Genomic DNA, 26,114 nt, shown 5'->3' with positions numbered 1-26,114 from the left:
GAGTCCCGCAATGAACCTCCACCAGTTCGCTGAAACTCACGAAGTCACCAACCAGCCGCCCGCCCTGGACGGCGCCAACCTCTATCGGATCGACCTGCCGTTGCAGCAGTGGATGCGGCGCTTCGATGCCGGCTGGGCCGAATCCCGGGTCGATGCCTATGGCGCCCTGGCGGGTGGTCCGCTGATGGAGGCGGGGTTCCTGGCCAATCAGAACAAACCGGTTTTTTCCAGTCACGACCGCTTTGGTCACCGGATCGACCTGGTGGAGTTTCATCCGGCGTATCACCAGTTGATGCAGGCGGCCATCGAGGGCGGGCTGACCTCACTGCCCTGGACCGACCCACAAGCGGGGGCTCATGTAGCCCGCGCCGCCATGACCTATCTGCACAGTCAGGCCGAGGCGGGCAGCGGTTGCCCGTTGACCATGACGTTTGCCTGCGTGCCGGCGCTGAAACTGCAGCCGGACATCGCCGAGCAGTGGCTGCCGAAGATCCTCGCCACTCAATACGACCCGCGTAATGTTGGCATGCAGCACAAGACCGGGCTGACGATTGGCATGGCCATGACCGAGAAGCAGGGCGGGACCGATGTTCGTGCCAATACCACCCGAGCCTATCCGGTGGGAGCCCCGGGACCGGGGCAGGCTTATGAACTGGTGGGGCACAAGTGGTTCTGCTCGGCGCCGATGTGCGATGCCTTCCTGACCCTGGCCCAGACCGACAAGGGCCTGACTTGTTTCCTCCTGCCCCGTCATCGTCCGGATGACAGCCGCAACCAGTTCTATATCCAGCGCTTGAAGAACAAGCTGGGCAACCTCTCCAATGCTTCCAGCGAAGTGGAGTTCCGCGGCGCTCTGGCCTGGATGATCGGTGACGAGGGGCGCGGCGTACCCACCATTATCGAAATGGTCGCCATGACTCGCTTTGACTGCATGGTCGGCTCCAGCTCGCTGATGCGCCAGGCCTTGACCCAGGCCAGCCATCATTGTGCTCATCGCCGCGTCGGCGGGCGGGTGCTCAGTGAGCAGCCGCTGATGCAGAACGTGCTGGCCGACCTGGCCTTGGAAAGCGAAGCGGCCCTGGCCTTGAGCATGCGCATGGGACGAGCCCTGGATCATCAGGACGATGCCCAGGAAGCGAAGTTCTCTCGGCTAGTGACGGCAGTGGGCAAGTATTGGATCTGCAAGCGCGCCCCGGCCATGATCAACGAGGCCGCCGAATGCATGGGAGGCGCCGGATATGTCGAAGACAGCATCCTGCCGCGGCTGTACCGCGAGGCGCCGGTGAACTCCACCTGGGAAGGCTCAGGCAACGTGCAATGCCTGGACGTGCTGCGGGCCTTGTCGAAAGAGCCCGGGGTACTCGATGTATTGTTTGCCGAGCTGGGGGACGGGCATGGCGAGCAGCGTCTGGCGGCGCATATTGCGGCGCTCAAGGACAGCTTCAGGGACACCGGCGACATCCAGTACCGCGCCCGCCAACTGACCGAGGACATTGCCTTGGGCCTGCAGGCCAAGCTGCTGCTGGAGGCCGGTAACGAGGTGGTCAGCGATGCCTTTATCGCCAGTCGTCTTGGAGGGCAGAGCGGTCGGGTCTACGGTACCTTGCCACGCGGGCTGGACGTAGCCGCCATTGTTGCCCGCTCCACGCCTCAAGGCTTCTGACCTTTCGTAGCAGCCGGCTTGTCGGCGAAGAGGCGTTGTCGCCATGGTCAGCGCCGACACGCCGGCTCCTATAACTCCGCTGTTCCCGTGGGGCGGTGTTGCAGGCAAGATGAACGCCTGCAAGATCAGAACACAGGATGCTTACCGTGACCGAAGCTTTTATTGTCGTTCAAACCGCCGAGCAAGCCGTGGATCGGCTTGCTGCTTTGCATGAGCGGGCCACTACGGCGCTGAGCCAGGCGCTCAAGCGTTACCTCAAGGACCGGGTCGAGCCGGATGCTGAGCAAAGAGCGCTGTTTCGCTATCCCGAATTGCGCCTGACCTACCACTGCCATGGCGAAGTTCCGCAGACCACCCGGGCTTATGCCAAGGTGCAACTGCCGGGCACCTACAGCGTCACCGTCACTCATCCCGCGGCCTTCCGCAATTACCTGCTCGAGCAACTGGTGCCTTTGATGCATGACTTCACCGTCACGGTGGAAGTGGGTGTCAGCGAGCAGAACATTCCTTATCCCTATGTGGTGGAACAGGGCGACGAACTGGCCGGTTCCGGCGTAACCGCGGCGGCCCTGGCCCGGGTATTCCCCAGCACCGACCTGTCGGCTGCCACCGACGGTATCGCCGACGGTCTCTACGACTGGGAAAACACTCACCCGCTGCCTTTGGCGCTGTTTGATGCGGCGCGGGTCGATTTCTCTTTGCGGCGCCTGGTGCATTACACCGGTAGCGACTGGCGTCATGTGCAGCCGTGGATCCTGCTGACCAACTATCACCGTTACGTCGACCAGTTCATCGTCCATGGTCTGGAGCAACTGCGCAGTGATCCGCGTTTTGTGCGCATGGTCCTGCCGGGCAATGTGATCATTGAAAAAAGCATGGATCACGGCGAGGCTTCGGCAATCGCCGCCGGTGTTGTCTGGCATCGCTACCAGATGCCGGCCTATCACCTGCAGGCCAGCGATGGCCACGGTGTGACCCTGGTGAATATCGGCGTCGGCCCCTCCAATGCCAAGAACATCACCGACCACTTGGCGGTGCTGCGCCCTCATTGCTGGTTGATGATTGGCCACTGCGGTGGACTGCGGCAGTCCCAGACCATCGGCGATTACGTCCTGGCTCACGCCTACATGCGGCGTGACGGCATTCTTGATCGCGTGGTGCCGCCGAACATTCCGATTCCGGCCTTGGCCGAGGTCCAGCTGGCGTTGCAGCAAGCGGCGGCCAATGTCACCGGGGAGAAGGGCGAGCAACTGAAGAAGCGTCTGCGCACCGGCACCGTCCTGACTTACGACGACCGCAACTGGGAACTGCGCTGGGCCGAGGAACGTCCGTTCATCAACCTGTCCCGGGCCGTGGCGGTGGACATGGAAAGCGGCACTATCGCGGCCCAGGGCTATCGCCTGCGGGTGCCTTACGGCACCTTGCTGTGTGTCTCGGACAAACCCCTGCACAGTGAGATCAAGTTGCCGGGGGCGGCCAATGCCTTCTACGAGCGGGCGGTCAGCCAGCATTTGAAGATCGGTATCGAAGCCGTGGACCTGATGCGCAGTGAGCTCAACTCCCTGCACTCGCGCAAACTGCGCAGCTTCGACGAGCCGCCTTTCCGCTAAGCGTTTAATCCATGGTCATTTGGCGATCAGGCCACTAGCATTGTCGGTCCTGATCGCTGAATGTTCCTGATCCCATGTCCCGTCCGTCCCGTCCTGCTTCCCGTCGCCCTGGCGCGAAGCCGTTTTCCGTTTCTCCCTCCAAGCGCGTGGCCAAGGCGCCACCGGCCGAGCCGAAGCTGATCCTGTTCAACAAGCCTTTCGACGTGCTGACCCAGTTCAGCGATGGCGAGGGACGGGCGACGCTCAAGGATTTCATCGCCATTCCCGGGGTCTACCCGGCCGGGCGCCTGGACCGCGACAGCGAAGGGTTGCTGCTGTTGACCAATGACGGGCAGTTGCAGGCGCGGATCGCCGATCCCAAGCACAAGTTGGCCAAGACCTATTGGGTACAGGTCGAAGGCGAACCCAGCGCTGAGCAGTTACAGCGCTTGCGTGACGGCGTGGAGTTGAACGACGGCATGACCTTGCCGGCCGAGGCGCGACGGCTGGAAGAGCCAGAGCTGTGGCCGCGCAATCCGCCAGTGCGCTTTCGCAAGAGCGTGCCTACCCATTGGCTGGAATTGGTGATTCGTGAGGGGCGCAATCGCCAGGTACGGCGCATGACCGCCGCCGTCGGCTTGCCGACCTTGCGGCTGGTGCGGGTCAGGATTGGCGACTGGACCCTGGATGGCCTGGATCAGGGCCAGTGGAAGGAAGTGCCGGCGCGCTTATAGAGCGCCGGATTCGATCAGGCCGATCACCACGCTCTTGATGATGAAGGCGGCCACGCCCAGGCCCAGCACGAAGAACAAGATAAAGGAGCCGAAGCGTCCGGCCTTGGACTTCTTGGCCAGGTCCCAGACGATGAAACCCATGAATATGATCAGGATGCTGACCAGACCGGTCATCATCCACTCTTCGAATACTGCTGGGTCCATCGATCATCTCCATTGCAGGCAGGGCAAAAAATGCCGGGCGAGTATACGCCAAGGGACACTTGCCGAGCATTGATCTGCCTGCGTTACGTCGCCACAGCCGCTATTCAACTGCGCAGGTGGGTCAGGGGCAGTTCGGTGCTGTTGAGTACCTGATTGAGCACGAAACTGGAGCGCACACTGGTCACGCCGTCGATACGGGTCAGGTGGCCGAGCAGCAACTTCTGATAGTGATCCATGTCCGGCACCACCACCTTGAGCTGGTAGTCGGCGTCCACACCGGTCACCAGGCTGCATTCCAGTACCTGGGGCAGGCTGCGGATGGCCGCTTCGAAGTTCTCGAAGCGTTCCGGCGTGTGCCGGTCCATGCCGATCAATACGTAGGCGGTCAGGCTCAGGCCGAGCATCTTGCGGTCCAGCAGGGCGACCTGGCGGGAAATATAACCGTCGTCTTCCAGTTGCTTGACCCGGCGCGAGCAGGGCGAGGGCGACAGACCGATGCGCTCGGCCAGTTCCTGGTTGGAGATGCGGGCATCGCGTTGCAATTCCGCCAAAATACTCAGGTCATAGCGGTCGAGTTTGCTCATCAATCAGGCCTTTGTCATAAGTATTGCGTTGAATTATCTATCTTGAGTTAAAAATTGCGCAAGAGGTGTTTTTGCAAGCAATCTTCGCAATCCGCTGTCGCCGGCCCAGGCCTATTCTTATCACCAGAATCACTGCCCGGACATAGAGTCCACTGCGGCCCGCCGAATCAGGCCTGCCGCGGCCGCCAACCCCATAGGGTTGATCCGGCCCCCGGGCTACACCCTGTCCAGAAGACGGAGTGAGGTGAGCCGGCGCCACAAGCGTCGAGCACGGACAAAATCTCAAAGGGTGGCCGACGGGCCGCCCTTTTTTATTGCCTGCGAAATAAGTCTCGTGACTGATAATCTGCTGCAGAACCGCCCCAGGCTTTTTCAGTCTTAGGTACAGGCCCCAATCCGCAGTGAGGAATAGCATGAAGTCGCGCATCTGGCGTTTGGCAGGTGTTGGTGTGTTGTGCGTGAGCGTCAGCGCGCAAGTGCTCGCCGATGAGCGGGACGAGAGACTGCAGGGAACGCCTTCCGGCGGGCAGCGTGAGCATGCCCCCGAAGGGCGTGGCGAGGGCCATCAGGGCCGTCCGGCGAACTCGCCTGAACGTGCGCAACCTGCCCCGCAGCAGCCGCGTCCGCAGAATGAGATCATTCGTGGCGATAACAGCCGGCAGTTCGAACACAACGGCCAGAATCCGGGTGGGCAGTGGCAGAACCGTCCCCAGCATGATCCCAATCAGCAGGGGCGACCGGCTCCTCAGCAGCCGCAGCCGGCGCCAGGGCTGCCCATCCAGAGCCGGCCCGATACCGTGCGCCAGACCCAGGAGCCCCAGCGCGGCTATTACCAGGACATTCCCCGGCGCAACGATTACAACCCGCATTGGCAGGCCGGTGGTCCAGGCTCGCGTCCCGACCATGGCCGCCCCAACGACTATCGCTGGCCGGGCCGTCCCGACGGGCATGGCAACGGCTGGGGGCCAGGTCCGCAGTATCGCCCGGGCTACGTGATTGACCGTTTCCCCGAGCGCAATTACCGGGTGCCTTACCGTGGTCAGGATTACTTTTTCTCGGGGGGCTACTGGTATCGTCCACAAGGTCCGCGGTATGTGGTGGTGCGCCCGCCTTATGGGATTCGAGTGGCCTACCTGCCTGACTACGCACGGGAAGTGTGGATCGGCAGCGCGCTGTTTTTCCTCGCCGCCGGAGCCTATTACACCTATGAAGCCAACACCCAGCAGTATGTCGTGGTCGAACCACCCGTGGGTGTGCCGCCGCCGGACCAGCAGCCGGCTGGCAATGGCTATGACGTGCTGGCGTACCCGGTCAACGGCCAGTCGCCACAGCAGATCGATCAGGATCGCTACGACTGCTATCGCTGGGCGGTGCAACAGAGTGGCTTCGATCCGGCCAGCGCGACCTATCAGCCGGCCCCGCAAGTGGTGCAGGCCTACCGTCAGGCCCAGGGCAACTGCCTGAGCTCGCGGGGTTACCAAGTCACTTACTGAGCCCTGGCGGCCTCGACCACTTCCTGCGGATCGGCGTGTACCAGCACCTCGGCCCGTGGATAGGCCTGGTGGATCGCGTCGGCGGCCTGATCGCTGATGGCGTGGGCCACCGACAGGCTCAGGTCGCCGGGCAGTTCCAGATGCAGTTGGACGAACCAATGGCTGCCGGAAATCCGCGTGCGCAAGTCATGGGCGCCCAGCACGCCGGGCACACTGCAGGCCAGTTCCAGCATGTGTTGGCTGACATCGGCGGGCAATTCCTCGTCCATCAGCACCGAGAAGCTTTCCCGGGCGATCTGGATCGCGCTCCAGAGAATGTAGACGGCGATCCCCAGGCCGAACCAGGCATCCACCTGATGCCAGCCGAAGGCCGCTAGTACCAGGGCCAGGAGGATGCTGCCATTGAGCAGCAGGTCGGAGCGGTAGTGCAGGGAGTCGGCCCGTACCGCGTTGGAGCCGGTTTCGCGGATCACCCGATGTTGCAGGATCAATAGCGCCACGGTCAGCACCAACGACAGCCCGATCACCCCGATGCTCAGCCAGGGCGCACCTACCGGTTCCGGGTGCTGCAGGCGTTCGAACGCCTGAAAGGCAATCAGCACCGCACTGCCGGCGATGAACAGCGCCTGGGCCATGCCCGCCAGGGACTCCGCCTTGCCGTGGCCGTAGCGGTGATCATCATCGGCCGGGCGCAGGGCGTAATGCACCGCCAACAGATTGAGCAGCGAGGTGAAGCCGTCGAGCACCGAGTCGGTCAGCCCCGCCAGCATGCTCACCGAGCCACTGAGCCACCAGGCGATGGCCTTGGTCACAATCAGGATGCCTGCCACCGTAACCGAGGCGCGGGTGGCCAGGCGCAGGAGGCGAGCGTGTTCCGGGTTGCCAATCATCGGCGGCGGGTTCCTTGAAGGTGGAGTCAGGCTGCAGGCTGCAGACCGTACAAGGCCAATTGCTGCACGCTGCCCTTGTGCTGGATCAGGCGCGGGTCATCCAGAGGGAAGCTGCCCCCCAGTTCGCTTTCCAGAATGGCCTGCAGTTTGCGGTTGTCGACTTTACCGTCGGCGCCAATGGCCTGCTGGAGTTTTTCCGGAGCGATTTGCGCGGTCTTGCCCGGCTCCAGGTAGATCGCCCCGGTGGCGAAGTCGACGCCAAAGGCGATCAGCCCCGGAATGACATAGAACAGCAGGCCCACGGCATCGAGCACCACCACCACTGGATCGATCTTGCCGTCGATCTGGCCGCGGCGGTCGGGAAAGAAGATCGAGCCACAGGCTGTGAGTTGGGTCAGCAGAGTGGTCACCAGAACGCCGCCAATGACACGGTGGGGAATACGCATGGATATCTCCTGGTAAATATGCAGACAAAGCGAAATGGAGCGGGGCATTGAGTCTTGTCGATCAGCACTCAGACCATGATTAACCCCAGGCAGTTCGCCGTTATACTCGCGCCTCTGTTTTGGAGCCAGCATGAATTCTTTGCCAATTGATGAAGTTTTGCCTGCATTGCGCGAGGCCCTGGCGGCGCGCCATGAAGCGGTGCTCGAAGCCCCGCCCGGTGCCGGCAAGACCACCCGTGTGCCCCTGGCGCTTCTGGATCAGGACTGGCTGGCCGGACAGACCATCCTCATGCTCGAACCCCGGCGCCTGGCGGCCCGGGCTGCGGCGGAGCGCCTGGCCAGCGAACTGGGGGAGAAAGTCGGTGAAACCGTGGGCTACCGCATCCGCCTGGAGAGCAAGGTCGGCCCGCGGACCCGTATCGAAGTGGTCACCGAAGGCATCCTCACCCGACGCCTGCAGGACGACCCTGCCCTGGAAGGGGTTGGCCTGCTGATCTTCGATGAGTTTCACGAGCGCAGCCTGGATGCCGACCTGGCCCTGGCCTTGAGCCTCAATGGCCGGGAGCTGTTTCGTGACGAGCAGCCCCTGAAGATTCTGTTGATGTCGGCGACCCTGGAGGGCGAACGTCTTTCCACGCTGCTGGGCGATGCGCCGATCCTGCGCAGTGAGGGGCGCATGTTCCCGGTGACCCAGCGCTGGGGGCGGCCGTTCCAGCCCGGCGAGTTCATCGAACCGCGGGTGGTGCAGACCGTGCTTGAAGCCATCAACGATGAAAGCGGCAGCCTGCTGGTGTTTCTCCCAGGCCAGGCCGAGATTCGTCGAGTGCATCAGCAGTTGGCCGAGTCCTTGGGACAACGCAGTGAGATTCTGCTCTGTCCACTGCATGGCGAGCTGGACCTGGCCGCCCAGCGCGCGGCCATCGATCCGGCCCCGGCGGGGCGGCGCAAAGTGGTATTGGCCACCAACATCGCCGAAACCAGCCTGACCATCAACGGCGTGCGGGTAGTGGTGGACGCCGGGCTGGCCCGAGTGCCGCGCTTCGATCCCGGCAGCGGCATGACCCGCCTCGACACCCAGCGCATCTCCCGGGCCAGCGCCACCCAGCGCGCCGGCCGGGCCGGGCGCCTGGAGCCTGGCGTGTGCTATCGCTTGTGGTCGGCGGATCAGCAGGAACAACTGGCGGCCTATGCCGGCGCGGAGATCCTTCAGGCCGACCTGGCCGGTCTGGCCCTGCAACTGGCGCGCTGGGGCGTGACCCCGAATCAGCTGGCCTGGCTGGACCCGCCTCCCAGCGCCGCTTATGCACAGGCTCAAGACCTGTTGCAGCGCCTGGGAGCGCTCAACGATGACGGCACATTGACCCGCCACGGTCAGGCCATGGCCGAGTTGCCGGCCCATCCGCGCATTGCCCACTTGCTGTTGCGCGGCCAGTCCCTGGGGCTGGCGCAGATGGCCTGCGACGTCGCGGCCCTGCTGGGGGAACGGGACATTTTGCGCGGTGCCGGCGCCGACCTGCACAGTCGCCTGGTGCTGCTTTCCGGGGAGGAGCGCGCGGCCCGTGGTGCCCAGGGTGGTGTCCAGCGTGCGCGGCAACTGGCGCGGCAGTACCGTGGCTACCTGCGAGGGCAGCCCGAGGCAGCCGTCGCCGATCCCGAGCATCCGCGCTGGCTTGGTGCCTTGCTGGCCCTGGCCTATCCCGATCGGGTGGCCCAGCAGCGCCGTCCCGGTGGTGCCGAGTATCGACTGGCCAACGGCCGCGCGGCGCTGTTCAGCGAAACCGACAACCTGATGAAGCAGCCCTGGCTGGTGATCGCCGACCTGGGCAGCCGCCAGGGCCAGCGTGAGGAGCGCATCTACCTGGCCGCGGATTTTGATCCGACCCTGTTCGATACCGTGCTGGCAGAGCAGGTGCGCAACGTCGACCAGCTGGATTGGGACGAGCGTGAAGGCGTGCTGCGGGCCGAGCGTCAACGCAAGGTTGGTGAGCTGGTACTCAGCCGTGAACCGCTCACCGGCCTGGACGAGTCAGCCCGTAGCCAGGCCCTGGTCAATCTGGTGCGGCGCAAGGGCCTGGAGCTGCTGCCCTGGACCCCGGAGCTGCGCCAGTGGCAGGCTCGGGTGACCTTGCTGCGGCAGCTGGATCTGGCGGACAAGGGCGAGAGCCAATGGCCGGATGTCAGTGATGGCGCCTTGCTCGCAGGGCTGGAGCAGTGGCTACAGCCCTACCTGGGCAAGGTGTCGCGACTGAGTCACTTTGCCAACCTGGAGCTGGCCAGCATCGTCCACAACCTGTTGCCCTGGCCGCTGCCCCAGCGCCTGGACGAGCTGGCTCCGCATCATCTGACAGTGCCCTCGGGCTCCTCGATCCGACTGGACTACAGCGAGCAGCCGCCGATTCTGGCGGTGCGCCTGCAGGAGCTGTTTGGGCTGTCGGACACGCCGCGGATTGCCGGTGGCCGCCAAGTGGTCAAGTTGCACTTGCTGTCGCCGGCGCGGCGTCCGGTGCAGGTCACCCAGGATCTGGCGAACTTCTGGCGCAGCACTTACGCTGAGGTGAAGAAGGATCTCAAGGGCCGTTATCCCAAGCATTACTGGCCGGACGATCCACTGATTGCCGAGGCTACGGCGCGGATCAAACCCCGCAAGTAAAGCGGGGTTACAACGCCGGCAACAGGAACCGGGCAAGCACCGGCAGGTGGTCGGAGATGCGCTGGGTGTCGTCCTGGCGTACTCGGGATTCAACCCGCTTCAGTCGTGGGCTGTAGAACAGGTAGTCCACCGTACGATCCGGGCCGTCGAGGCTCGGGTCGTTGGGGTAGTGGGTCAGCCAACGAGCACGGTCGACGCCACTGGCCTGAGTGTTGCTGGGGATCATCGGGTACTTGTCCCACAGCAGGTGCAGCGGGCTGTCAGCGTTGTAGGGCGCGCGCTGTTCTTCGCTCAGGCGTTGGTACTGGCTCAGGGGCAGCAGGTTGAAATCGCCGCCAATCAGCCAGGGGGTGCCGCGGCTCTCCAGTTTGTCCAGAACCTTGGCAATGGCCGTCACCTGCTTGTGCTGAGTGTCGTCGGCGCGCTGCGCACGCTCCAGATGGGTGTTCAGCACCACCAGTTGGCCGCCATCGCTCAGGGGCAGGTAGCTCAGCAGCAGGGCGTCCTTGGGCTGGAATTGCCGGCTGATGAGCGAGTGCGGGGCAACCGGCAGTTGCAAGCGTTCGGCGTGATCGATGCGGTAGCGGCTGAGGGTCGCCAGTTGTCGGCCGACGCTGCCGAAAATGTGCGGCGAGGGCACGAAGTCCGCCTTCCAGTCGTAAGCCTGGGTGCTGCAGGGGTAGAGGTCGGCGAGCCGCTCCTGCAGGAGTTTGAGTTGATCCTGGTAGGCGCTGGCCTTGGCGCCGTTGTCCACTTCCTGCAGCAGCACCAGGTCCGGCTGTTCGTCACGAATGACCCGGGCCACTTCGTCGAGGCTGAAAGCCATGTCTTCCAGGGTCGGACGTTCGTCCTCGCCCCGAGCCTGGTCGTTCCAGAACACGTAGCGCTTGCCCGCCAGGTACTGCAGGTTCCAGGTCATCACCTTGAGTGCCTGGCCCGGCACCAGCGGCGTGGCCTGGGCGCTGCAGCTGACCGTCAGGGTTTCCTTGGGCAGAGGGCGCCAGGTCAGGCTGTAGATCAGGCCGGTCAGTACCAGGCCGATCAGGAGCAGGCTCAACAGGGTGATGCGCAGTAGACGGGTCATCGGCTCGGCTTATGGCGTTGCAGGATGGGCCGGAGCATAACCGAGTGCGCGGCCGTCACCCAAGGGGTAGAGCGGCCGCAAGGTGAATCAGCGGCTGTCCGTTGGCTCGTTGATGAGCATGAACAGGCGGAACAGCACCACGCTGGTGAACAGCTGCAGGAAGCTGTAAGCGCTGTCGATGGCCAGGGACAGGATCGGGTTGTGCGGATCGGGATAGGCGGCTTCGCTCGCCCCCTTGAGCAGCCACAACGGGGCCATGACCGCCAGGATGCACAACAGGATGCGCAGGAAGTGCCCGCGGCTCAGGCGCAGGCTTTCCTTGATGGCCGCCAGGGGCGCCAGGCCCTTGAGCACCAGCAGGTACTCGGCGAAGGCCAGCACCACCATCAGCCACAGCCCCGGCAGCAAATACAGCGACAGCCCGAGCAGAATCAGCAGCGTGCTGACCGCCGTCAGCACGGCGAAGCGCGGCCACAGGCTCAGGGCCATGGCCCAAAGGTCACGGTTGCGGGGCGATTCCCCCCGGGTGCGGGCGTCGAGAAACAGGATCAGCGCGCCGGTGTACAGCGGATAGAGCAAGAGCCCCACCACCACGCTGGAGCCGGGAAAGGCATTCTCGCCCAGGGCGCTGCTGACGCCTTGTTGCAGCAGCGCTTCGAGAATCACCAGGGGCAGGCACAGTTGGGCGATGCGGCCGAAGTTGCTTTGGAAAAAATAGAAAGAGTCGCGCAGAACATCTAACGGAGTCATTGATGGGGATCGCAGTTGACCAAGCGGTTGAACACTTTAACCGAAGCAGGCCCTTCGGGAGCAAACGTAAACCTTGAGTAAAGACCATTGAAAGTCGTCGCCCCAACCCCATAACTGGTGCGTACCGCGGCCCTGTGGGGGCACGGACCAGATTTTTACCGGCAATCTAAAGAGGTCGCCATGAACAGCGAAGAGCAAACCCTGATCGATGGACTGTTTTCACGGTTGCAACAAGCCGAGACGGACTCAGCTCCACGTGACGCCCAGGCCGAAGCACGGATCAAGGAACACCTGACCCGCCAGCCTGCGGCCGGGTATTTCATGACCCAGGCGATCCTGGTGCAGGAGGCTGCCCTGAAAAGCCTCGATGAGCAGAACAAACAATTGAGCCAGCAAGTGCAGCAGTTGCAGGCCGAACTGCAACAGGCTCGCTCCCAGGCCCGCGCTGCGGCTCCGGCGGCGAGTGGCGGCTTTCTGTCGAGCATCTTCGGCGGTTCCCGCGAGCCGCAACCGGCTCCCGCGCAGGCCCCGAGTGTGGCGCCATCCTCCGGCGGTGGCTGGCGTGAGCCGTCCCGTTCTTCCTTCGGCGCGCCTGCGCAGCAGAATTTCGGCGCCCCGCAGCAGAACTATGCGCCGCAACCGGCACCGGCGGCCGGTAGCAGCTTCCTCGGCGGGGCTTTGAAAACCGCTGCCGGCGTGGCCGGCGGGGTGATGCTGGCCCAGGGCATCAGCAGCCTGTTCCACAGCAACCAGCAGCCTCAGGAAGTCGTCGAAGTCATCAAGGAAGAACCGGCACCGGCCAGCGACAACAGTGGCTGGGGCAATGACGATCAGCGGCTGGCCAACAACGACTCCTGGGGCAACAGCGACCAGGGCGGCTTCAGCAACGCCGATTACGGCAACGACGACAGTTCGTTCTTCTCCGACGACGATTCCTTCGTCTGAGGCTCCGTCGGTCCGGGGCAGGCACCTGCCCCGGACCGATTATTCGCGGAACATTCCTTGTGACTGGCATACTGGGCGACTTTTCGGGTCTTGAGCCCCGTTCCAGCCCCTGCGCTGCTGCGCCATGAGGATTAGCGGTGAAGAAAATCGCGGTGTTCGCCGACGTCCAGAACCTCTATTACACCGTCCGCCAGGCCTATGGTTGTCACTTCAACTACGCGGCGCTATGGGCGGATATCAGTAAGGAAGGGCAGATCGTCGAAGCCTATGCCTATGCCATCGATCGCGGTGACAGCAAGCAGCAGCAGTTTCAGCAGATCCTGCGCAACCTGGGCTTCACGGTAAAACTCAAACCCTATATTCAGCGCAGCGACGGCTCGGCCAAGGGCGACTGGGACGTGGGCATCACCATCGACATCATGGACGCCGCCGCCCAGGTCGACGAAGTGGTGCTGGCCTCCGGCGACGGCGACTTCGACCTGCTGCTCGAGCGCATCATCCACAAGCATGGGGTCAGCGCGGTGGCTTATGGCGTGCCGGGTCTGACTGCCAATTCGCTGATTCGCGCCGCCACCCGCTATGTGCCGATCGAAGGCGCCTTGCTGCTGAAAAGCTGATCATTTTTTATACGGAGCTGCACAGGTTTGGAACGTATTGCCGTCATCGACTTTGAAACCACCGGGATCTCCCCGAGCAGCAGTTGCCGGGCCACGGAAATCGCCGTGGTGATTCTTGAGCAGGGGCGCATCGTCGAGCGTTACCAGAGCCTGATGAATGCCGGCGTGCGGGTGCCGGGTTTTATCGAACAACTGACCGGCATCAGCAACGCCATGCTGCGCAGCGCCCCGCCAGCGGAGCAGGTGATGAACGAGGTCAACGAGTTTGTCGGCACCACGCCGTTGCTGGCCCACAACGCGGCCTTCGACCAGAAGTTCTGGGATTTCGAGCTGGGGCGGATCAAGCGCACCCGCTTGCAGAATTTCGCCTGTTCCCTGCTGCTGGCCCGGCGCCTGATGCCGGCGGCGCCGAACCACAAGCTGGGCACCCTGACCTCATTTGCCGGCTTGCCCCACACCGGTCAGGCGCACCGGGCCATGGCCGACGCGGAAATGGCCGCCAACCTGGTGGCGCACCTGGCCGGCGAGCTACGCCACAAGCATGGCTTGCGTGAACTGTCCCACGACTTCCTCTGCAAGTTGCAGAAGGTCCCGGCTGCCAAGATCCCCGAGCACCTCAAGCGCCAGCGCGGTTTCTGAGGCAGAGCTGCGGCTCACTTGCCGTTGTTTTCCAGTTGCCCCAGGGGGACACGCCGTTCGATGGCGCTGGAAAGCACGATGGAGGTCTTGCTGAAACCGAACTGGGCCACGCGGTTGATCAGTTCCTCCAGCTCCGGCATCGAGCCCACGGCAGCCTGCATGATCACGCAAGGATCTCCCGTCACCCGATGACACTCGGTGAGCTGGGGGATCTTGATCAGTTCGTCATAGTTCTTCTGGTTGCCATGCTGGGCCAGGCGCAGTTCGATCACGCACTGGATCGGCAACCCCACCTTGGCCATGTCGACCTTGGCCTGATAACCGGTGATCACGCCGCTGGCCTCCAGCTTGGCCACGCGCTCGGCCACTGCCGGCGCCGAGAGGTTGACCTTGCGCGCCAGCTCGGCATAACTCGCCCGGCCGTTTTCCAGCAGGCTGGCCAGGAGCAAGCGATCGTATTTGTCCATGGAAGGCCTCTAATAGGTACGACTTTCGAAAGCACGGCATATAGCCCTGAACTCCATGCTTTGGAAAGTGTACTGCCGTTATAAACAGGTTTTGTAACTTAAGTTCCCCGGGTCGCCTTTCTAGAATAGTTCTCCCCCTGCCTGCTCCGAGCTGCCCCCCATGCCTGGCCAAAGCCGTTTTCCCTTGCCGTTGATCGCCGCCTTTTTTGCCCTGTACGTGATCTGGGGGTCGACCTATTTGGTGATCCGCATCGGCGTCGAGTACTGGCCGCCGCTGATGCTCGGCGGTGTGCGTTTCATCATCGCCGGCAGCTTGATGTACGCCTTCCTGCGCTGGCGCGGGGTTCCGGCGCCGACCTGGGCGCAATGGAAGGCCGCGGGGATCATCGGCGTGTTGCTGCTCAGTTGCGGTAACGGTGCGGTGACGCTGGCCGAACACTCCGGGGTGACCTCTGGAGTGGCGGCCCTGGCGGTGGCCACGGTGCCTTTGTTCACCTTGCTCTGCGGCTATTTCTGGGGGGCACGCAACACGCGTCTGGAGTGGGCCGGGATCATCCTCGGGATGATCGGTATCGGCATGCTCAACCTGGGTTCCAACCTGCAATCGAGTCCGCTGGGTGCGGCCTTGTTGCTGTTCGCGGCGGCGGCCTGGGCCTTCGGTTCAGTGTGGAGCAGGCACCTGCCGCTGCCCCAGGGGGCCATGGCCAGCGCTGCGGAAATGCTCGTCGGTGGCGTGGTGCTGATGATCGGCAGCGTCTTGAGCGGCGAGCATCTGGACGCCATGCCGCCCCTGGAAGGCTGGTTGGCCCTGGCCTATCTGGCCGGCTTCGGGTCGATCATCGCCTTCAACGCCTACATGTACCTGCTCAAGCACGTACGGCCGGCCGCGGCCACCAGCTATGCCTACGTCAATCCGGCGGTGGCGGTGCTGCTGGGGATCGTCTTTGTCGGTGAAACCATCGGCATCGAGGAGGGCCTGGCCATGCTGGTGATCATCAGCGCGGTGGTGCTGATCGGCCTGCCCCAGTGGCGTAAGCCGAAAGCCGCTCCTCAGCAAGAGGTTGTCTGATCAGCCTGCCGGTGGTTGGCCGGCAAGCTTCTGATCCAGAAAGTCGCCGATCAGCTTTGCCACCTGCCGGTGGATATCCTGGCGATCACCGGCATCGCCATCGCGGCAGATAATCTCGTCCCCAGGCGCCTCTTCCTTGAGCAGGGCCACGGCGCCTGGCTTGCAGACTTGCATGAAACTGAAGTGGCTGGCATTGGCCAGGACCTCATAGCGCGAAGGCGGGGACGCCAGATGGGCGTTCAGATAGCCCGACTCTTCTTCCACGGGCATGTCCGCGATGTTCACTCCGGCCCCCAGGACCAGGACCGGTGTGTGCAGCGTCGACAAACTCTCGGGGGTAAAGCCGCGGGCGAACCCCAGGTCCAGCGCAACGACGGCCTTGACTCGCGGGTCCCGCAGATCGGCGCTCAGCGGGCCTTGATTGTGCGCGGTGATTCCCAGTTCCGGTGCTATTTGGCAAAGGCGTGGATTGGGATGCAGCCGGCACTCCTCCAGGTAGCGTTGCGGGCTGTAGCGGGCGCCGGCCAGCGCGGTGACCGTCCAGCCGCCCAGGGAGTGGCCGATGGCGGCGATGCGCTGCGGGTCGACCGAGCCGGCCAGGGTGTTATCGAGGGTGAGCTTGTCGATGACCCGGCTCAGGTCGCGCGGGCGTTCCCAGAGCTTCGCCGCTTCTGCAGGGCGCTGGTCGAATGTGGTGGTGCCCGGATGGTCGGGGGCCGCGACTATATAGCCTTGGTCCACCAGGCTCGATACCAGCCAGCTGAGATTGCGCCAGTTGCCGCGATAGCCATGGGACAGCACCACCAGCGGATGGGCAGAACCGCTAGGGGCGGCATCCTTGATGGTCGCTACACCCTGGAAAATCGGGTTTGCAGCCGATGGCAGGAGGGGGGCGGTGGTCGTGGTGGGGTACCAGAGGGCGACATGCAGGGGGCGCTGCTGACTGGCGTCCGCCAGCGTCACTTCACGAAAGCCGATGAGTTCGGCGGCATGCACCAGGGGCAGGTGCAGGCAAAGGCCCGCTAGCATCCATGCGGACAGGGCAAATTTGCGCATTCAGATCTCCATTGGCAAAGCATCGGTGTTCTGCCAGTGGGGGCGCGCTTTGGAGGAATCAACGGCGTTCAGCGGCAGAGGGTTGACGACGACTGATGGCAGTCGCCGTCCACCCTTTTACCTGAAGTGGCCGGGAAAGGGTGACCGGATTGCGGAGCAAGCGGTCACGCCTCTGGCATCAGTTACAGGCGCCGGCGTCGCGCCAGACCTTGCCACTGCCTTCACCGCCGACGGTGGCAGCAGACGGCTCGTTGCCTTTGGTCCACCAGCGGGCGATGTAGTAGCGGCCGTTGTGGCTGACCTTGTCATTGGCCAGGTAGGTGCCTTGACGGCTCCAGGCGCCCAGGCAACCGGCCGGCGTTTCCACGATGTCGGCCAGCACGGTCACACTATGGTCACGGCTGACCGTATGGCTGCCGTTGCCCAGGTTCAGGGTGAAGCGGTAGCTGATGTCCTTGTCGCTCTTGGGCGCGACAAAGGTCAGTTTCGAACCCGAGACCTGGAAGGCGACGCTGGGCGTCACTGTCCATTGGTAGCTCAGCGCCAGACCGGCCGGGTCGCTGGAACCGGCGGCGTCCAGGGTCACTGTTTCACCGCCCTTGGCCTGACTGGCCCCGGCGATGCTCGCCAGCGGCGGCTTGACCGGTGCCGGCTTCTCGGCCAGGACCTTGACCTGATGGGTGCGGGTGGCGCTGTGCTTGCCGTTGTTCACCGTAAGGCTGACGTTGTAGGTGACATCCTGCTCGGCCTTCGGGGCGACGAACTTCATCAGGTGGCCTGCGGCGTCAAAGGCGACGTTGGGGCTGATGCTCCAGCTGTAGCTGAGCTTCAGGCCTGCCGGGTCGCTGGACCCCGTGGCGTCGAGGTACACGGTTTCTCCGGACTTGGCCTCGCTCGCGCCGCCGATGACCGCTACCGGCGGTTTGACCTCTTCCACCGGTGGCTCGACCGGTTTCTCGCCCTCGCTCTGGCACGGGCCCAGGTCACGCCAGACCTTGCCGGCGCCGTCCGGGCCGGTGGTGCTGGCCAGGCCCGGCTCGGTGCCGGAGGTCCACCAGCGAGCCTGGTACTGACGACCTTTCCACTGCACCACATCGTTGCCGACGTAAGTGCCTCTGAGCGTCCATTCTGGTTTGCAGCTGGCATCGGCGGCCTTGCCCTTGATCAGCACCTCGTGGGTCCGGGTGCTGCTCTGCTTGCCGTTGCTCAGGGTCAGGGTGAAACGGTAGCGGGTGTCGCTCTGCAGTTCCGGCGCGGTGAAGCTGATGCGCGCGCCGTCGAAGTCGAAGTCCAGGCGCGGCGAGGCTTCCCAGGCGAAGTTCAGGGCATTGCCCTGGGGATCGCTGGAGGCCGAGGCATCGAGGACGATCTTGTCCCCGGCATTGGCTTCGGTCTTGCCGCTGATCACCGCCACCGGAGGTTGACCGGCATTCACAGGCTTGAGGGACGCGGCCTTGATGTCGTTGTCGGCGCTGAATTCGCCGTCGGCCAGCAGGGTCCAGGCGCCGTTTGCACTGTTGCTGCCATAGACCTGATAACCCTTGATGTTGCCGCTCAGGCCGGCGTCCTGGCGCGGCAGGTAGTGCAGTTGCGAGAAGCGGCTGTCGGCCCCAAGGTCGATCAGTATTTCATGGGGGTAGCGTGCACCCGCCGCCGTGCTCCAGTAGGAGTTGGGGTTGCCGTCGATGGCGTGGTTGCCGACCGCTGCGCCAGGCACTGCGCTGCTGGTGGACATGACCTTCCAGCTATCGCGGGGCAGGGCCTTGCCCTTGGCATCCACCAGCAGCAGTTCGGCGACGCTGGCGTTGTCCTTGCCGTCCACCGCGGAGGTGGCGACGAATTTCAGGTAGCGGCCCTGGGCCGTGTCCTGGGTCAGACCGTAGGCATGGCCTTCAAGCACCTGATCCTGAGTGGCCCGGTTGTCGGTGTTGATCGCCAGGTACCAGCGTCCCGGCTGCGGGTCGTTCACCCCCAGGGACACGTTATGGTTGCGTGCCGAACGGTAGTCGTAGCTTGAGCCGCTGGGCTGGGCGCCGCGCTTGAGCAGCAACTGGATCTGGCCGGCCTTCTCGGTGAGTTCGCCGTCCACCACGGTGAATACCAGGCGCCGGGTGCCTTCGGGGACATCCACCGGGAAGTAGCGCGTCTGGCCGCTGGCCAGGCTGACTTTCTGGCTGAGGATCGAGGTACCTTGTTCCTGCTCGAGCGGGACCACGGAAGGGCTATAGGCCGACATCCGCGCCGCGTTTTCCCGCCAGACCCGGGCCATGTTGGCGGTGTCCGCGTTACCCAGCGGCACGCCCCGGCTGTCCTTGACGTCCGGGTTGGAGAAATAGCCCACATGGTTGCCGCAGAGGATGGTGCCGACCCGGCCGTTGTTGTAGCCGAAGCGGTAGCTCTTGCCATCGGAACAGTGGTTGCCGCCGATGTTGTGGCCCAGTTCATGACGGAAGACGGTGGCCGACTTGATGGAGTTGATGGTGTAGCGCCCAGGCATGTTCCCCCACCCCACGGCGGTGTCCTGGCCGGGGGTGCCCATGACGAAACTGGCCACCACGTCGGGGCTGTAGCGACGCATGCCTTCGGCGAAGACGTTGCGCACCTGGCTCAGGCTGGTTCTGGTGATGGGCGCATCCTGCGTCACCACCTGAGTGCCCACCAGGCGCAGGCGCACGCCCTGGACCTTGGACTGTTGCAAGGCGCGGTTGACCGAGGCCACCTGGACCAGGGCGTAGGCTTCGTGGTCACCGATATAGTCGGCGGCGGCCTGGGAGAACCCGGCCAGCAGGTCGATCACGGTTTCGCCCTGGACGTTGCGGTTGACCTGGAAACTGCGCAGGCCGCTCTGCGACTCCTTCAGGGCTGGGGTTTCGCTGCCGTCATCGGCGATGTAGTCGACGCTCGACGGGTCAAAGGCGGCTCCAGCGTCGAAGTGGATCATCGACTGCTGGCCGTTGGCGTCGCCGCGAATGATGGCATTGGCGTCCGGCAACAGGGCGATGAAGCTGCCGTCGGGGCGCGCGGCGAGGGTCATCTCTCCGGGGGCGCTGAGGGTACGGGCGCGACCCTCCAACTGGCCGGTCATGACCCGCAGATCCTTGAAGGTATCGTCCTGTTGCGCGATCAGGCTGCGGATGCGCATCCCGGTGACCTGTTGCAGCTGTTCGGTGCCGGTTTCGGCGGCGCCGAATGGCATCGCCCTGGCGCCGGGCAACTGCAGGTTGATGAAGTGACCCTGGATCACCGTTGCGCCGAGAGCGGCATCGGGGCTGTGCTGGACGACATCGGCCTGCGCCATGCCGCCAAGCGGCAAGAGCAGGGCAGCGCCCAGGCTGGCGCCCCAAAGGCGGGTAGCGCGGGACAAGGCGGTCAATCTGAAGCTCGACATAACTATTCCTGGATAGTCTCAGCGCGGTGCGAAACCTGGCGAACAGGACCGCTAAAGCGTCCGCGCTGAGGAGGTGGATAAGGAGTTTTGCCGGCGGAGGGCATCATAGGCAGGGGCGCTGCGGGCGTACATCGAACAGGGGGCTTTTCGTACCGGTCCTAGGTGCCGGGCAGGATCGCCGGAGCGGGTGAGGCGGAGCGTCCAGGCCGCTAAACAACAGCATGGGTGCGGTGTCACAGAGAGGCTGGCGAGGTCACGCAGGCAGCGGCCACAGGGGCCGACGCCTGCGCTGGGGGAAGGGGGCTGGTTGCCGGGGGCGTGAAGCCCCCGGCGGCTGTCAGTGACAGGGGCCGAGGTCGTTCCAGACCTTGCCGCTGAAGTCCGGCCCGGTGAACGCCGGATTGCCCGGCTCCTGGCCTTGGGTCCACCAGCGAGCGAGGAAGAAGCGCCCGTTGTGGCTGACTTTCTGACCGCCCAGGTAGGCCGTGCTGCGCGTCCAGGCAGCTGTGCAGCCAGGCGCCGTTTGCGGTGGGGGGGCGAGGACCGTGACGCTGTGCTCGGCGGTCGCGGTTTTCTGGCCGTTGTCCACGCTCAGGGTGAAGCGGTAGCGGGTGTCTTGCTTGAGCTGCGGGGCGTTGAAGCTGACGCTTGCGCCGTCATAGCTGAAGTCCAGTGCCGGCGTGACTTGCCAGGCAAAGCTCAAGGCTTTGCCTTGCGGGTCGCTGGAGCCCGAGGCATCCAGCAGCACCCGTTCACCGGCGTTGGCCTGGCTGCGACCGCTGATCACGGCGACAGGTGGCAGGCTGGCCTCGACTGGCTTGAGGGCAACGGACTTGACCTCGTTGTCGGCACTGAACTCGCCTTTGGCCAGCAGCGCCCAGGCGCTGGTCGGGCTGTCACCGCCATACACTTCGTAGCCCTTGATGTTGCCGGCGGCATCGTTGTTTTGCCGCGGCAGGTAATTCAAGGAAGAGAAGCCCCGCTCTGCTCCGAGGTCGATGATGATCTCGTGGGGATAGCTGGCACTGCCCGAACTCCAGTACGAGTTCGGTTTGCCATCGACGAACCACAGGCTGTTGTCGATGCCGGAGGTCTTGCCGTTGACCGAGTGGACGCGCCAGCCGTTTCTCGGCAGCGGCTTGCCCTTGGCGTCGGCCAGCAGCAGTTCGGCGATGCTGGCGACTTTGCTGCCGTTGATCGACGACGTGGCGACAAAACGCAGGTAGCGAGCCTGGCTGGTTTCCTGGGTCTTGGCGAAGACATGGCCTTCAAGCAACTGGTCGCTGGCGCTCTTGTTCTTCTCGGCTCGTACCCCGACGTACCAGCGTCCGGGCTTGGGATGGCTCACCCCCAGGGCGACGCCATGGTTTTCCAGGGAGCGGTAGTCATAGTCGCTGGCGGTGGGGCGGGCGCCGTGCTTGAGCAGCAGTTGCACCTTGCCCGCGCGTTCATGGCGCGGGCCATGGTTGATCGACAACGCCAGGCGCTCGGTGCCCTCGGGAATATCCAGGGCCTCGTAGTGGATGACATTCTGTTTCAGGTCGATGGACTTGCTCAGCAGCGGTGTGACCTGTTCGTGGTCCATGGGGATCACCGCCGGGCTGTAGGCGGACATGCGCTGGGCGCCTTCACGCCACAGGCGAGCCATGTTGGCGGTGCCCAGTTGGCCCAGGGGCACGCCCAGGTTGTCCCTGACATCAGGGTTGGAGTAGTAGCCCACGTGGTTGCCACACAGGATCGTGCCCACCCGGCCGTTGTGGTAGCCGAAACGGTCGCTGCTGCCGTCCGAGCAATGATCGCCACCGATGTTGTGCCCCACCTCGTGGCGAAAGGTGGTGGGCGACTTGATGTTGTTGATCGAGTAACGGCCATTGATATTGCCCCAGCCGAGCATGGTGTCGACCCCCGGGGTGCCGACAAAGAACCCGGTCACCAGATCGGGGCTGTATTGCCGCATGCCTTCGGCGAACAGGGTGCTGACCTTGCGCATGGTTCCGTCGGGGCCGGAGGTGATCGGGTGATCCTCGGCAATGACCTGGGTGCCCACCAGGCGCAGGCGTACCCCTTCGATCTGTGACTGGCGCAAGGCATGGTTGACCGAGGCGACCTGGGCCAGGGCGTAGGCTTCGTGGTCGCCGATGTAGTCGGCGGCGGCCTGGGAGAAACCGGCCAGCAGGTCGATCACGGTTTCGCCCTGGGCGTTGCGGTCGACCTGAAAGCTGCGCTGGCCGTTGCGGGTCTGCAGCAGGTTGGGCTCCTGGGCTTGCTCGGACTGCACATAGTCGATGTTGCCGGGCGCATGGGAGTGTCTGGTTTCGGCGGGGATCAGCGTCTGCTGACCATTGGCGTCGCCGCGAATGGTGGCATTGGGCAGCAGGGCAATGAAGCTGCCATCGCTGCGGGCAGTGACGATGACATTGCTTTCACCGAATGCCAGGCGAGCGGGGCCCTGGGCCCGGCCCACCAGGACCTTGATGTCCTTGAAGCGATCGTCCTGATCCAGGCGCAGGGCGCCGATGCTCAGTCCGGTGGCCTGGGTCAGGCGCTCGGTGCTGGCGGCAGGCGCGTTGCGCAGCCTGGGATCGGGGTTCAAGGCCTGGATGTCGATGAACGGGCCGCTGATCACAGCGGTGCTGGCAACGGCAGGTGGGGCGGGTGATGTCTCGTCGGCCAGGGCCGGGTTGGCCAAGGGCATGAGCAGGACGGCACCCAGGCTAGCGGCGCGGATGGCGTCGGCCAGGGAAAGGTAAGGCAGTTGGCGGTGGGGCATAACCACTCCAGGACAAGCACAGCGCAGCGCGAAACCGGTTTTGGGAATCGCTGAATGACGGGCGCTGATGAGATGGATTCGGGAGGTTTGCCGGCGCGGTGAATCTTATGAATCGACCTGTTGCTTGTACATGTCCGCCAGGCCTTTTCGGTCATGTACGAAGCAGCGGATGCGCGGGGATGCCAAGCGGCGGTAGGGAAAGCAAGCGCTTAAAAGTGCGGTAAACTGCCGCCCATTGCCTCTTCAGTGCTGACTTTTTCCTACGGTACCCCCCATGACATTCGCCACTCTTGGCCTGATCGAACCTCTGCTGCGCGCCCTCGAAACCCTCGGCTACCAGACCCCGACCCCGGTGCAGGCGCAAGCCATTCCGGCGGTGCTGGGCGGTCGTGACCTGATGGCGGCGGCCCAGACCGGCACCGGCAAGACTGCCGGTTTTGCCTTGCCGCTGCTGCAGTTGCTGACCATGGAAGGGCCGAAGGTCGACAGCAACTCGGTGCGCGCGCTGATCCTGGTGCCGACCCGCGAGCTGGCCGAACAGGTCCACGAAAGCGTGCGTCAGTACGCCGAGCACCTGCCGCTGCGCACCTACGCGGTGTACGGTGGGGTCAGCATCAACCCGCAGATGATGAAGCTGCGCAAAGGTATCGATCTGCTGGTGGCGACCCCGGGGCGTCTGCTGGACCTGTTCCGCCAGAACGCGGTGAAGTTCAGCCAGTTGCAGACCCTGGTGCTGGATGAGGCCGACCGCATGCTGGATCTGGGCTTCTCCGAGGAGCTCAAGAGCATCTATGCCGCGCTGCCGAAGAAGCGCCAGACCCTGCTGTTCTCCGCCACGTTCTCCGACGCCATCCGCCAACTGGCCGGGCAGATGCTCAACGACCCGCTGAGCATCGAGGTCAGCCCGCGCAACGTGGCCGCCAACACGGTCAAGCAATGGGTGGTGCCGGTGGACAAGAAGCGCAAGCCGGAACTGTTCAGCCACCTGCTGCGCAAGAACCGCTGGAAGCAGGTGCTGGTGTTCGCCAAGACCCGCAACGGCGTGGATGCGCTGGTGGAAAAGCTTCAGGGCCAGGGCGTGAACGCCGACGGCATCCATGGCGACAAGCCCCAGGCCACGCGCCAGCGCGCCCTGGACCGGTTCAAGGCCAGCGAGATCCAGATCCTGGTGGCCACCGACGTGGCGGCCCGTGGCCTGGACATCGAAGACCTGCCGCTGGTGGTCAACTTCGACCTGCCGATCGTCGCTGAGGACTACATCCACCGCATCGGTCGTACCGGCCGTGCCGGCTCCACCGGTGAGGCGATCTCCCTGGTGTGTGCCGACGAAGTCAACCTGCTGTCGGCGATCGAGATGCTCACTCGCCAGACTTTGAAGCGCCATGAAGAGCAGGACTTCGAGCCCGAGCACCGGGTGCCGGAAACCGACGCCAGTGGCCAGGTGGTGAAAAAACCGAAGAAGCCCAAGAAACCGAAAACTTCCGGCGGTGGCGGCAAGCGCAACCTGGGCAAGTGGGTGGACAGTGGTGAAGTGGCCGAAGCGCCAGCGGTGAAACCGGTACGCAAGGTCCCGGCGTTCAACACCGGGCCACGCAAGCGCAAGCCTTGATCTGAATTGTGCTGACCTCTTCGCCGGCCAGTCGGCTCCTACAATCCCCCGTAGGAGCCGGCTGGCCGGCGAAGCTATTTATGGCCGGTGTTGCAGCCACTCCAGCATTCCCAGCCCGGCCCGACGGCCGCTGGCAAAGCAGGCGGTCAGCAGATAACCGCCGGTGGGGGCTTCCCAGTCGAGCATTTCCCCGGCGCAGAACACCCCGGGTAGTTGCTCCAGCATCAGTCGTTCATCCAGCGCTTCGAAGGCGACGCCGCCGGCGCTGCTAATGGCCTCGTCCAATGGGCGGGTCTTCACCAGCGTCAAGGGCAGAGCCTTGATCGCCGCCGCCAGGCGCGTCGGATCGTTGAAGGTGTCGGCGCCCGTCAGCTCCCGCAGCAACCCCGCTTTCACCCCCTCGATCCCCAACTGACTCTGCAGGTGCTTGGCCATGGAGCGCGAGCCACGCGGCTTGGCCAGGGCGGCCTGGACCTTGTCCCGAGGCTTGCCCGGCAGCAGGTCGATATGAACGGTGGCTTGCCCGTGCTGGTGGATGCTGTCGCGGATCGGCGCCGACAGGGCATAGATCAGACTGCCTTCGATGCCGCTGGCAGTGATCACGCATTCCCCCAGCCGGGGGATGTCGTCATTGAGGCCGATGGCCACGTTCTTCAGCGGCGCCCCGGCGAATTTGCTGCGCAGCAACTCGCTCCAGGCACTGACCTCGAACCCGCAATTGCTTGGTTGCAAGGGGGCTACCTGCACTCCGCGCTGTTGCAGCAGGGGCAGCCACGCTCCATCGGAACCCAGGCGCGACCAACTGCCACCGCCCAGTGCCAGCAGGGTTGCATCGGCCTCTACCGCGCGCTCGCCTTCGGGGTACTGGATGCGCAGGCTGCCGTCGGCATTCCAGCCCAGCCAGCGGTGCCGGGTGTGGATAACCACCCCGGCGTCGCGCAGGCGCTTGAGCCAGGCGCGCAGCAGCGGCGCGGCTTTCATGTCGGTGGGGAACACCCGTCCCGAGCTGCCGACGAAGGTGTCGATACCCAGGCCGTGAATCCATTGGCACAAGGCCTCGGCGCCGAACTCGCGCAGCAGCGGGGCGATGTGCGGGGCTCGCTCGGCATAGCGCGAGAGGAAGGCCGGGTAGGCTTCGGAGTGGGTGATGTTCATGCCACCGACCCCGGCCAGGAGGAACTTGCGGCCCACCGATGGCATGCCGTCGTACAGATCGACCCGAACGCCGGCCTGGCTCAGTACCTCGGCAGCCATCAGGCCGGCGGGACCGCCGCCGATGATCGCGACGTGGGAAGTAGGGGAGGGGGACATCAAAAAGCCTAGAAAATGGGAGGGGTGGTTATTGTAAGCAATGCTCGGGAACAGCACCTGCTGGATGAGTTGCCGGCCATTGGTACAACGTCATGACCGGCAGTAACCAAGTCCTTGATTAAATCTGCACGAACCCCGTAAACGCATGAAACAGTC

21 protein-coding genes are annotated in these 26,114 nt (G+C 64.2%); 10 read left to right on the top strand and 11 right to left on the bottom strand.

Features of this window, described 5'->3' with window-relative positions; all coding sequences use genetic code 11:
* Nucleotides 1-10 precede the first annotated feature (10 nt).
* From PFZ56_RS01635 to PFZ56_RS01625, 3 genes are all read left to right on the top strand, one after another.
* Nucleotides 11-1,663: an acyl-CoA dehydrogenase family protein gene (locus PFZ56_RS01635; protein WP_110596243.1), complete on the top strand. Its 1,653-nt coding sequence runs from the start codon at nt 11-13 to the stop codon at nt 1,661-1,663.
* Between the two features lie 137 nt (nt 1,664-1,800).
* Nucleotides 1,801-3,273, top strand: a complete 1,473-nt coding sequence (gene amn, locus PFZ56_RS01630; RefSeq protein ID WP_162884094.1) for an AMP nucleosidase — start codon at nt 1,801-1,803, stop codon at nt 3,271-3,273.
* Nucleotides 3,274-3,419: 146 nt separating this feature from the next.
* Entirely contained in the window at nt 3,420-3,986 is a 567-nt protein-coding gene (locus tag PFZ56_RS01625) for a pseudouridine synthase (RefSeq protein WP_162884158.1), read from the top strand.
* Here the strand turns inward: PFZ56_RS01625 and PFZ56_RS01620 are convergent.
* Both PFZ56_RS01620 and PFZ56_RS01615 read right to left on the bottom strand, forming a co-directional pair.
* Nucleotides 3,981-4,190 (bottom strand): DUF2788 domain-containing protein, encoded by a 210-nt coding sequence (locus tag PFZ56_RS01620; protein ID WP_003228500.1) that lies wholly within the window; start codon nt 4,188-4,190, stop codon nt 3,981-3,983. The two genes, PFZ56_RS01625 and PFZ56_RS01620, sit on opposite strands and share 6 nt — an antisense overlap.
* A 104-nt stretch (nt 4,191-4,294) precedes the next feature.
* Nucleotides 4,295-4,774 carry an Lrp/AsnC family transcriptional regulator gene (locus PFZ56_RS01615; RefSeq protein WP_102865370.1) on the bottom strand — a complete coding sequence of 160 codons (480 nt, stop codon included), beginning with the start codon at nt 4,772-4,774 and terminating at the stop codon, nt 4,295-4,297.
* A 413-nt stretch (nt 4,775-5,187) separates the two neighbouring features.
* Here PFZ56_RS01615 and PFZ56_RS01610 point away from each other — a divergent pair, with 413 nt between their 5' ends.
* On the top strand, nt 5,188-6,267 hold the full coding sequence (locus PFZ56_RS01610) for a DUF6515 family protein (protein ID WP_170002108.1): 1,080 nt from the start codon (nt 5,188-5,190) through the stop codon (nt 6,265-6,267).
* Here the strand turns inward: PFZ56_RS01610 and PFZ56_RS01605 are convergent.
* On the bottom strand, nt 6,261-7,157 hold the full coding sequence (locus tag PFZ56_RS01605) for a cation diffusion facilitator family transporter (RefSeq protein ID WP_102882318.1): 897 nt from the start codon (nt 7,155-7,157) through the stop codon (nt 6,261-6,263). The genes PFZ56_RS01610 and PFZ56_RS01605 overlap by 7 nt on opposite strands.
* A 26-nt stretch (nt 7,158-7,183) precedes the next feature.
* Nucleotides 7,184-7,603: a polyribonucleotide nucleotidyltransferase gene (locus PFZ56_RS01600; RefSeq protein WP_102865373.1), complete on the bottom strand. Its 420-nt coding sequence runs from the start codon at nt 7,601-7,603 to the stop codon at nt 7,184-7,186.
* A 130-nt stretch (nt 7,604-7,733) separates the two neighbouring features.
* Between PFZ56_RS01600 and hrpB the strand changes: the two genes are divergently transcribed.
* Entirely contained in the window at nt 7,734-10,253 is a 2,520-nt protein-coding gene (gene hrpB, locus PFZ56_RS01595) for an ATP-dependent helicase HrpB (protein ID WP_110596238.1), read from the top strand.
* 7 nt (nt 10,254-10,260) lie between these two features.
* Here the strand turns inward: hrpB and PFZ56_RS01590 are convergent, their stop codons facing one another.
* Together PFZ56_RS01590 and PFZ56_RS01585 are read right to left on the bottom strand one after the other, a co-directional pair.
* Nucleotides 10,261-11,337: an endonuclease/exonuclease/phosphatase family protein gene (locus PFZ56_RS01590; RefSeq protein ID WP_102882316.1), complete on the bottom strand. Its 1,077-nt coding sequence runs from the start codon at nt 11,335-11,337 to the stop codon at nt 10,261-10,263.
* Nucleotides 11,338-11,424: 87 nt separating this feature from the next.
* Nucleotides 11,425-12,087 (bottom strand): YciC family protein, encoded by a 663-nt coding sequence (locus PFZ56_RS01585; RefSeq protein ID WP_170004923.1) that lies wholly within the window; start codon nt 12,085-12,087, stop codon nt 11,425-11,427.
* 180 nt (nt 12,088-12,267) lie between these two features.
* Between PFZ56_RS01585 and PFZ56_RS01580 the strand changes: the two genes are divergently transcribed.
* From PFZ56_RS01580 to PFZ56_RS01570, 3 genes are all read left to right on the top strand, one after another.
* Nucleotides 12,268-13,032 (top strand): DUF2076 domain-containing protein, encoded by a 765-nt coding sequence (locus PFZ56_RS01580; RefSeq protein ID WP_102882314.1) that lies wholly within the window; start codon nt 12,268-12,270, stop codon nt 13,030-13,032.
* Nucleotides 13,033-13,169: 137 nt separating this feature from the next.
* On the top strand, nt 13,170-13,649 hold the full coding sequence (locus PFZ56_RS01575; protein ID WP_102882313.1) for an NYN domain-containing protein: 480 nt from the start codon (nt 13,170-13,172) through the stop codon (nt 13,647-13,649).
* Between the two features lie 27 nt (nt 13,650-13,676).
* Nucleotides 13,677-14,288 carry a PolC-type DNA polymerase III gene (locus PFZ56_RS01570; RefSeq protein WP_110596235.1) on the top strand — a complete coding sequence of 204 codons (612 nt, stop codon included), beginning with the start codon at nt 13,677-13,679 and terminating at the stop codon, nt 14,286-14,288.
* A 14-nt stretch (nt 14,289-14,302) separates the two neighbouring features.
* Here the strand turns inward: PFZ56_RS01570 and PFZ56_RS01565 are convergent, their stop codons facing one another.
* Nucleotides 14,303-14,755: an Lrp/AsnC family transcriptional regulator gene (locus tag PFZ56_RS01565; RefSeq protein ID WP_016963834.1), complete on the bottom strand. Its 453-nt coding sequence runs from the start codon at nt 14,753-14,755 to the stop codon at nt 14,303-14,305.
* 160 nt (nt 14,756-14,915) lie between these two features.
* On the opposite strand from PFZ56_RS01565, the gene yedA reads away from it, so the two are divergent.
* Nucleotides 14,916-15,824 carry a drug/metabolite exporter YedA gene (yedA, locus tag PFZ56_RS01560; protein WP_102865379.1) on the top strand — a complete coding sequence of 303 codons (909 nt, stop codon included), beginning with the start codon at nt 14,916-14,918 and terminating at the stop codon, nt 15,822-15,824.
* Here the strand turns inward: yedA and PFZ56_RS01555 are convergent, their stop codons facing one another.
* The 3 genes from PFZ56_RS01555 to PFZ56_RS01545 form a co-directional block, all read right to left on the bottom strand.
* Nucleotides 15,825-16,880 carry an alpha/beta fold hydrolase gene (locus tag PFZ56_RS01555; protein WP_170004925.1) on the bottom strand — a complete coding sequence of 352 codons (1,056 nt, stop codon included), beginning with the start codon at nt 16,878-16,880 and terminating at the stop codon, nt 15,825-15,827.
* A 178-nt stretch (nt 16,881-17,058) separates the two neighbouring features.
* Entirely contained in the window at nt 17,059-20,268 is a 3,210-nt protein-coding gene (locus PFZ56_RS01550) for a discoidin domain-containing protein (protein ID WP_170004927.1), read from the bottom strand.
* Nucleotides 20,269-20,605: 337 nt separating this feature from the next.
* Nucleotides 20,606-23,038: a discoidin domain-containing protein gene (locus PFZ56_RS01545; RefSeq protein ID WP_170002308.1), complete on the bottom strand. Its 2,433-nt coding sequence runs from the start codon at nt 23,036-23,038 to the stop codon at nt 20,606-20,608.
* 274 nt (nt 23,039-23,312) lie between these two features.
* On the opposite strand from PFZ56_RS01545, the gene PFZ56_RS01540 reads away from it, so the two are divergent.
* On the top strand, nt 23,313-24,647 hold the full coding sequence (locus tag PFZ56_RS01540) for a DEAD/DEAH box helicase (RefSeq protein ID WP_102882307.1): 1,335 nt from the start codon (nt 23,313-23,315) through the stop codon (nt 24,645-24,647).
* 78 nt (nt 24,648-24,725) lie between these two features.
* On the opposite strand, the gene PFZ56_RS01535 is transcribed toward PFZ56_RS01540, so the two are convergent.
* Nucleotides 24,726-25,958 carry a TIGR03862 family flavoprotein gene (locus PFZ56_RS01535; RefSeq protein WP_110596230.1) on the bottom strand — a complete coding sequence of 411 codons (1,233 nt, stop codon included), beginning with the start codon at nt 25,956-25,958 and terminating at the stop codon, nt 24,726-24,728.
* Between the last annotated feature and the right edge of the window lie 156 nt (nt 25,959-26,114).

This window comes from Pseudomonas danubii (assembly GCF_042980055.1).
GTDB lineage: Bacteria > Pseudomonadota > Gammaproteobacteria > Pseudomonadales > Pseudomonadaceae > Aquipseudomonas > Aquipseudomonas danubii.
Note: the sequence above shows the minus strand (reverse complement) of the source record. Positions and strands in the feature narration are given on the sequence as shown.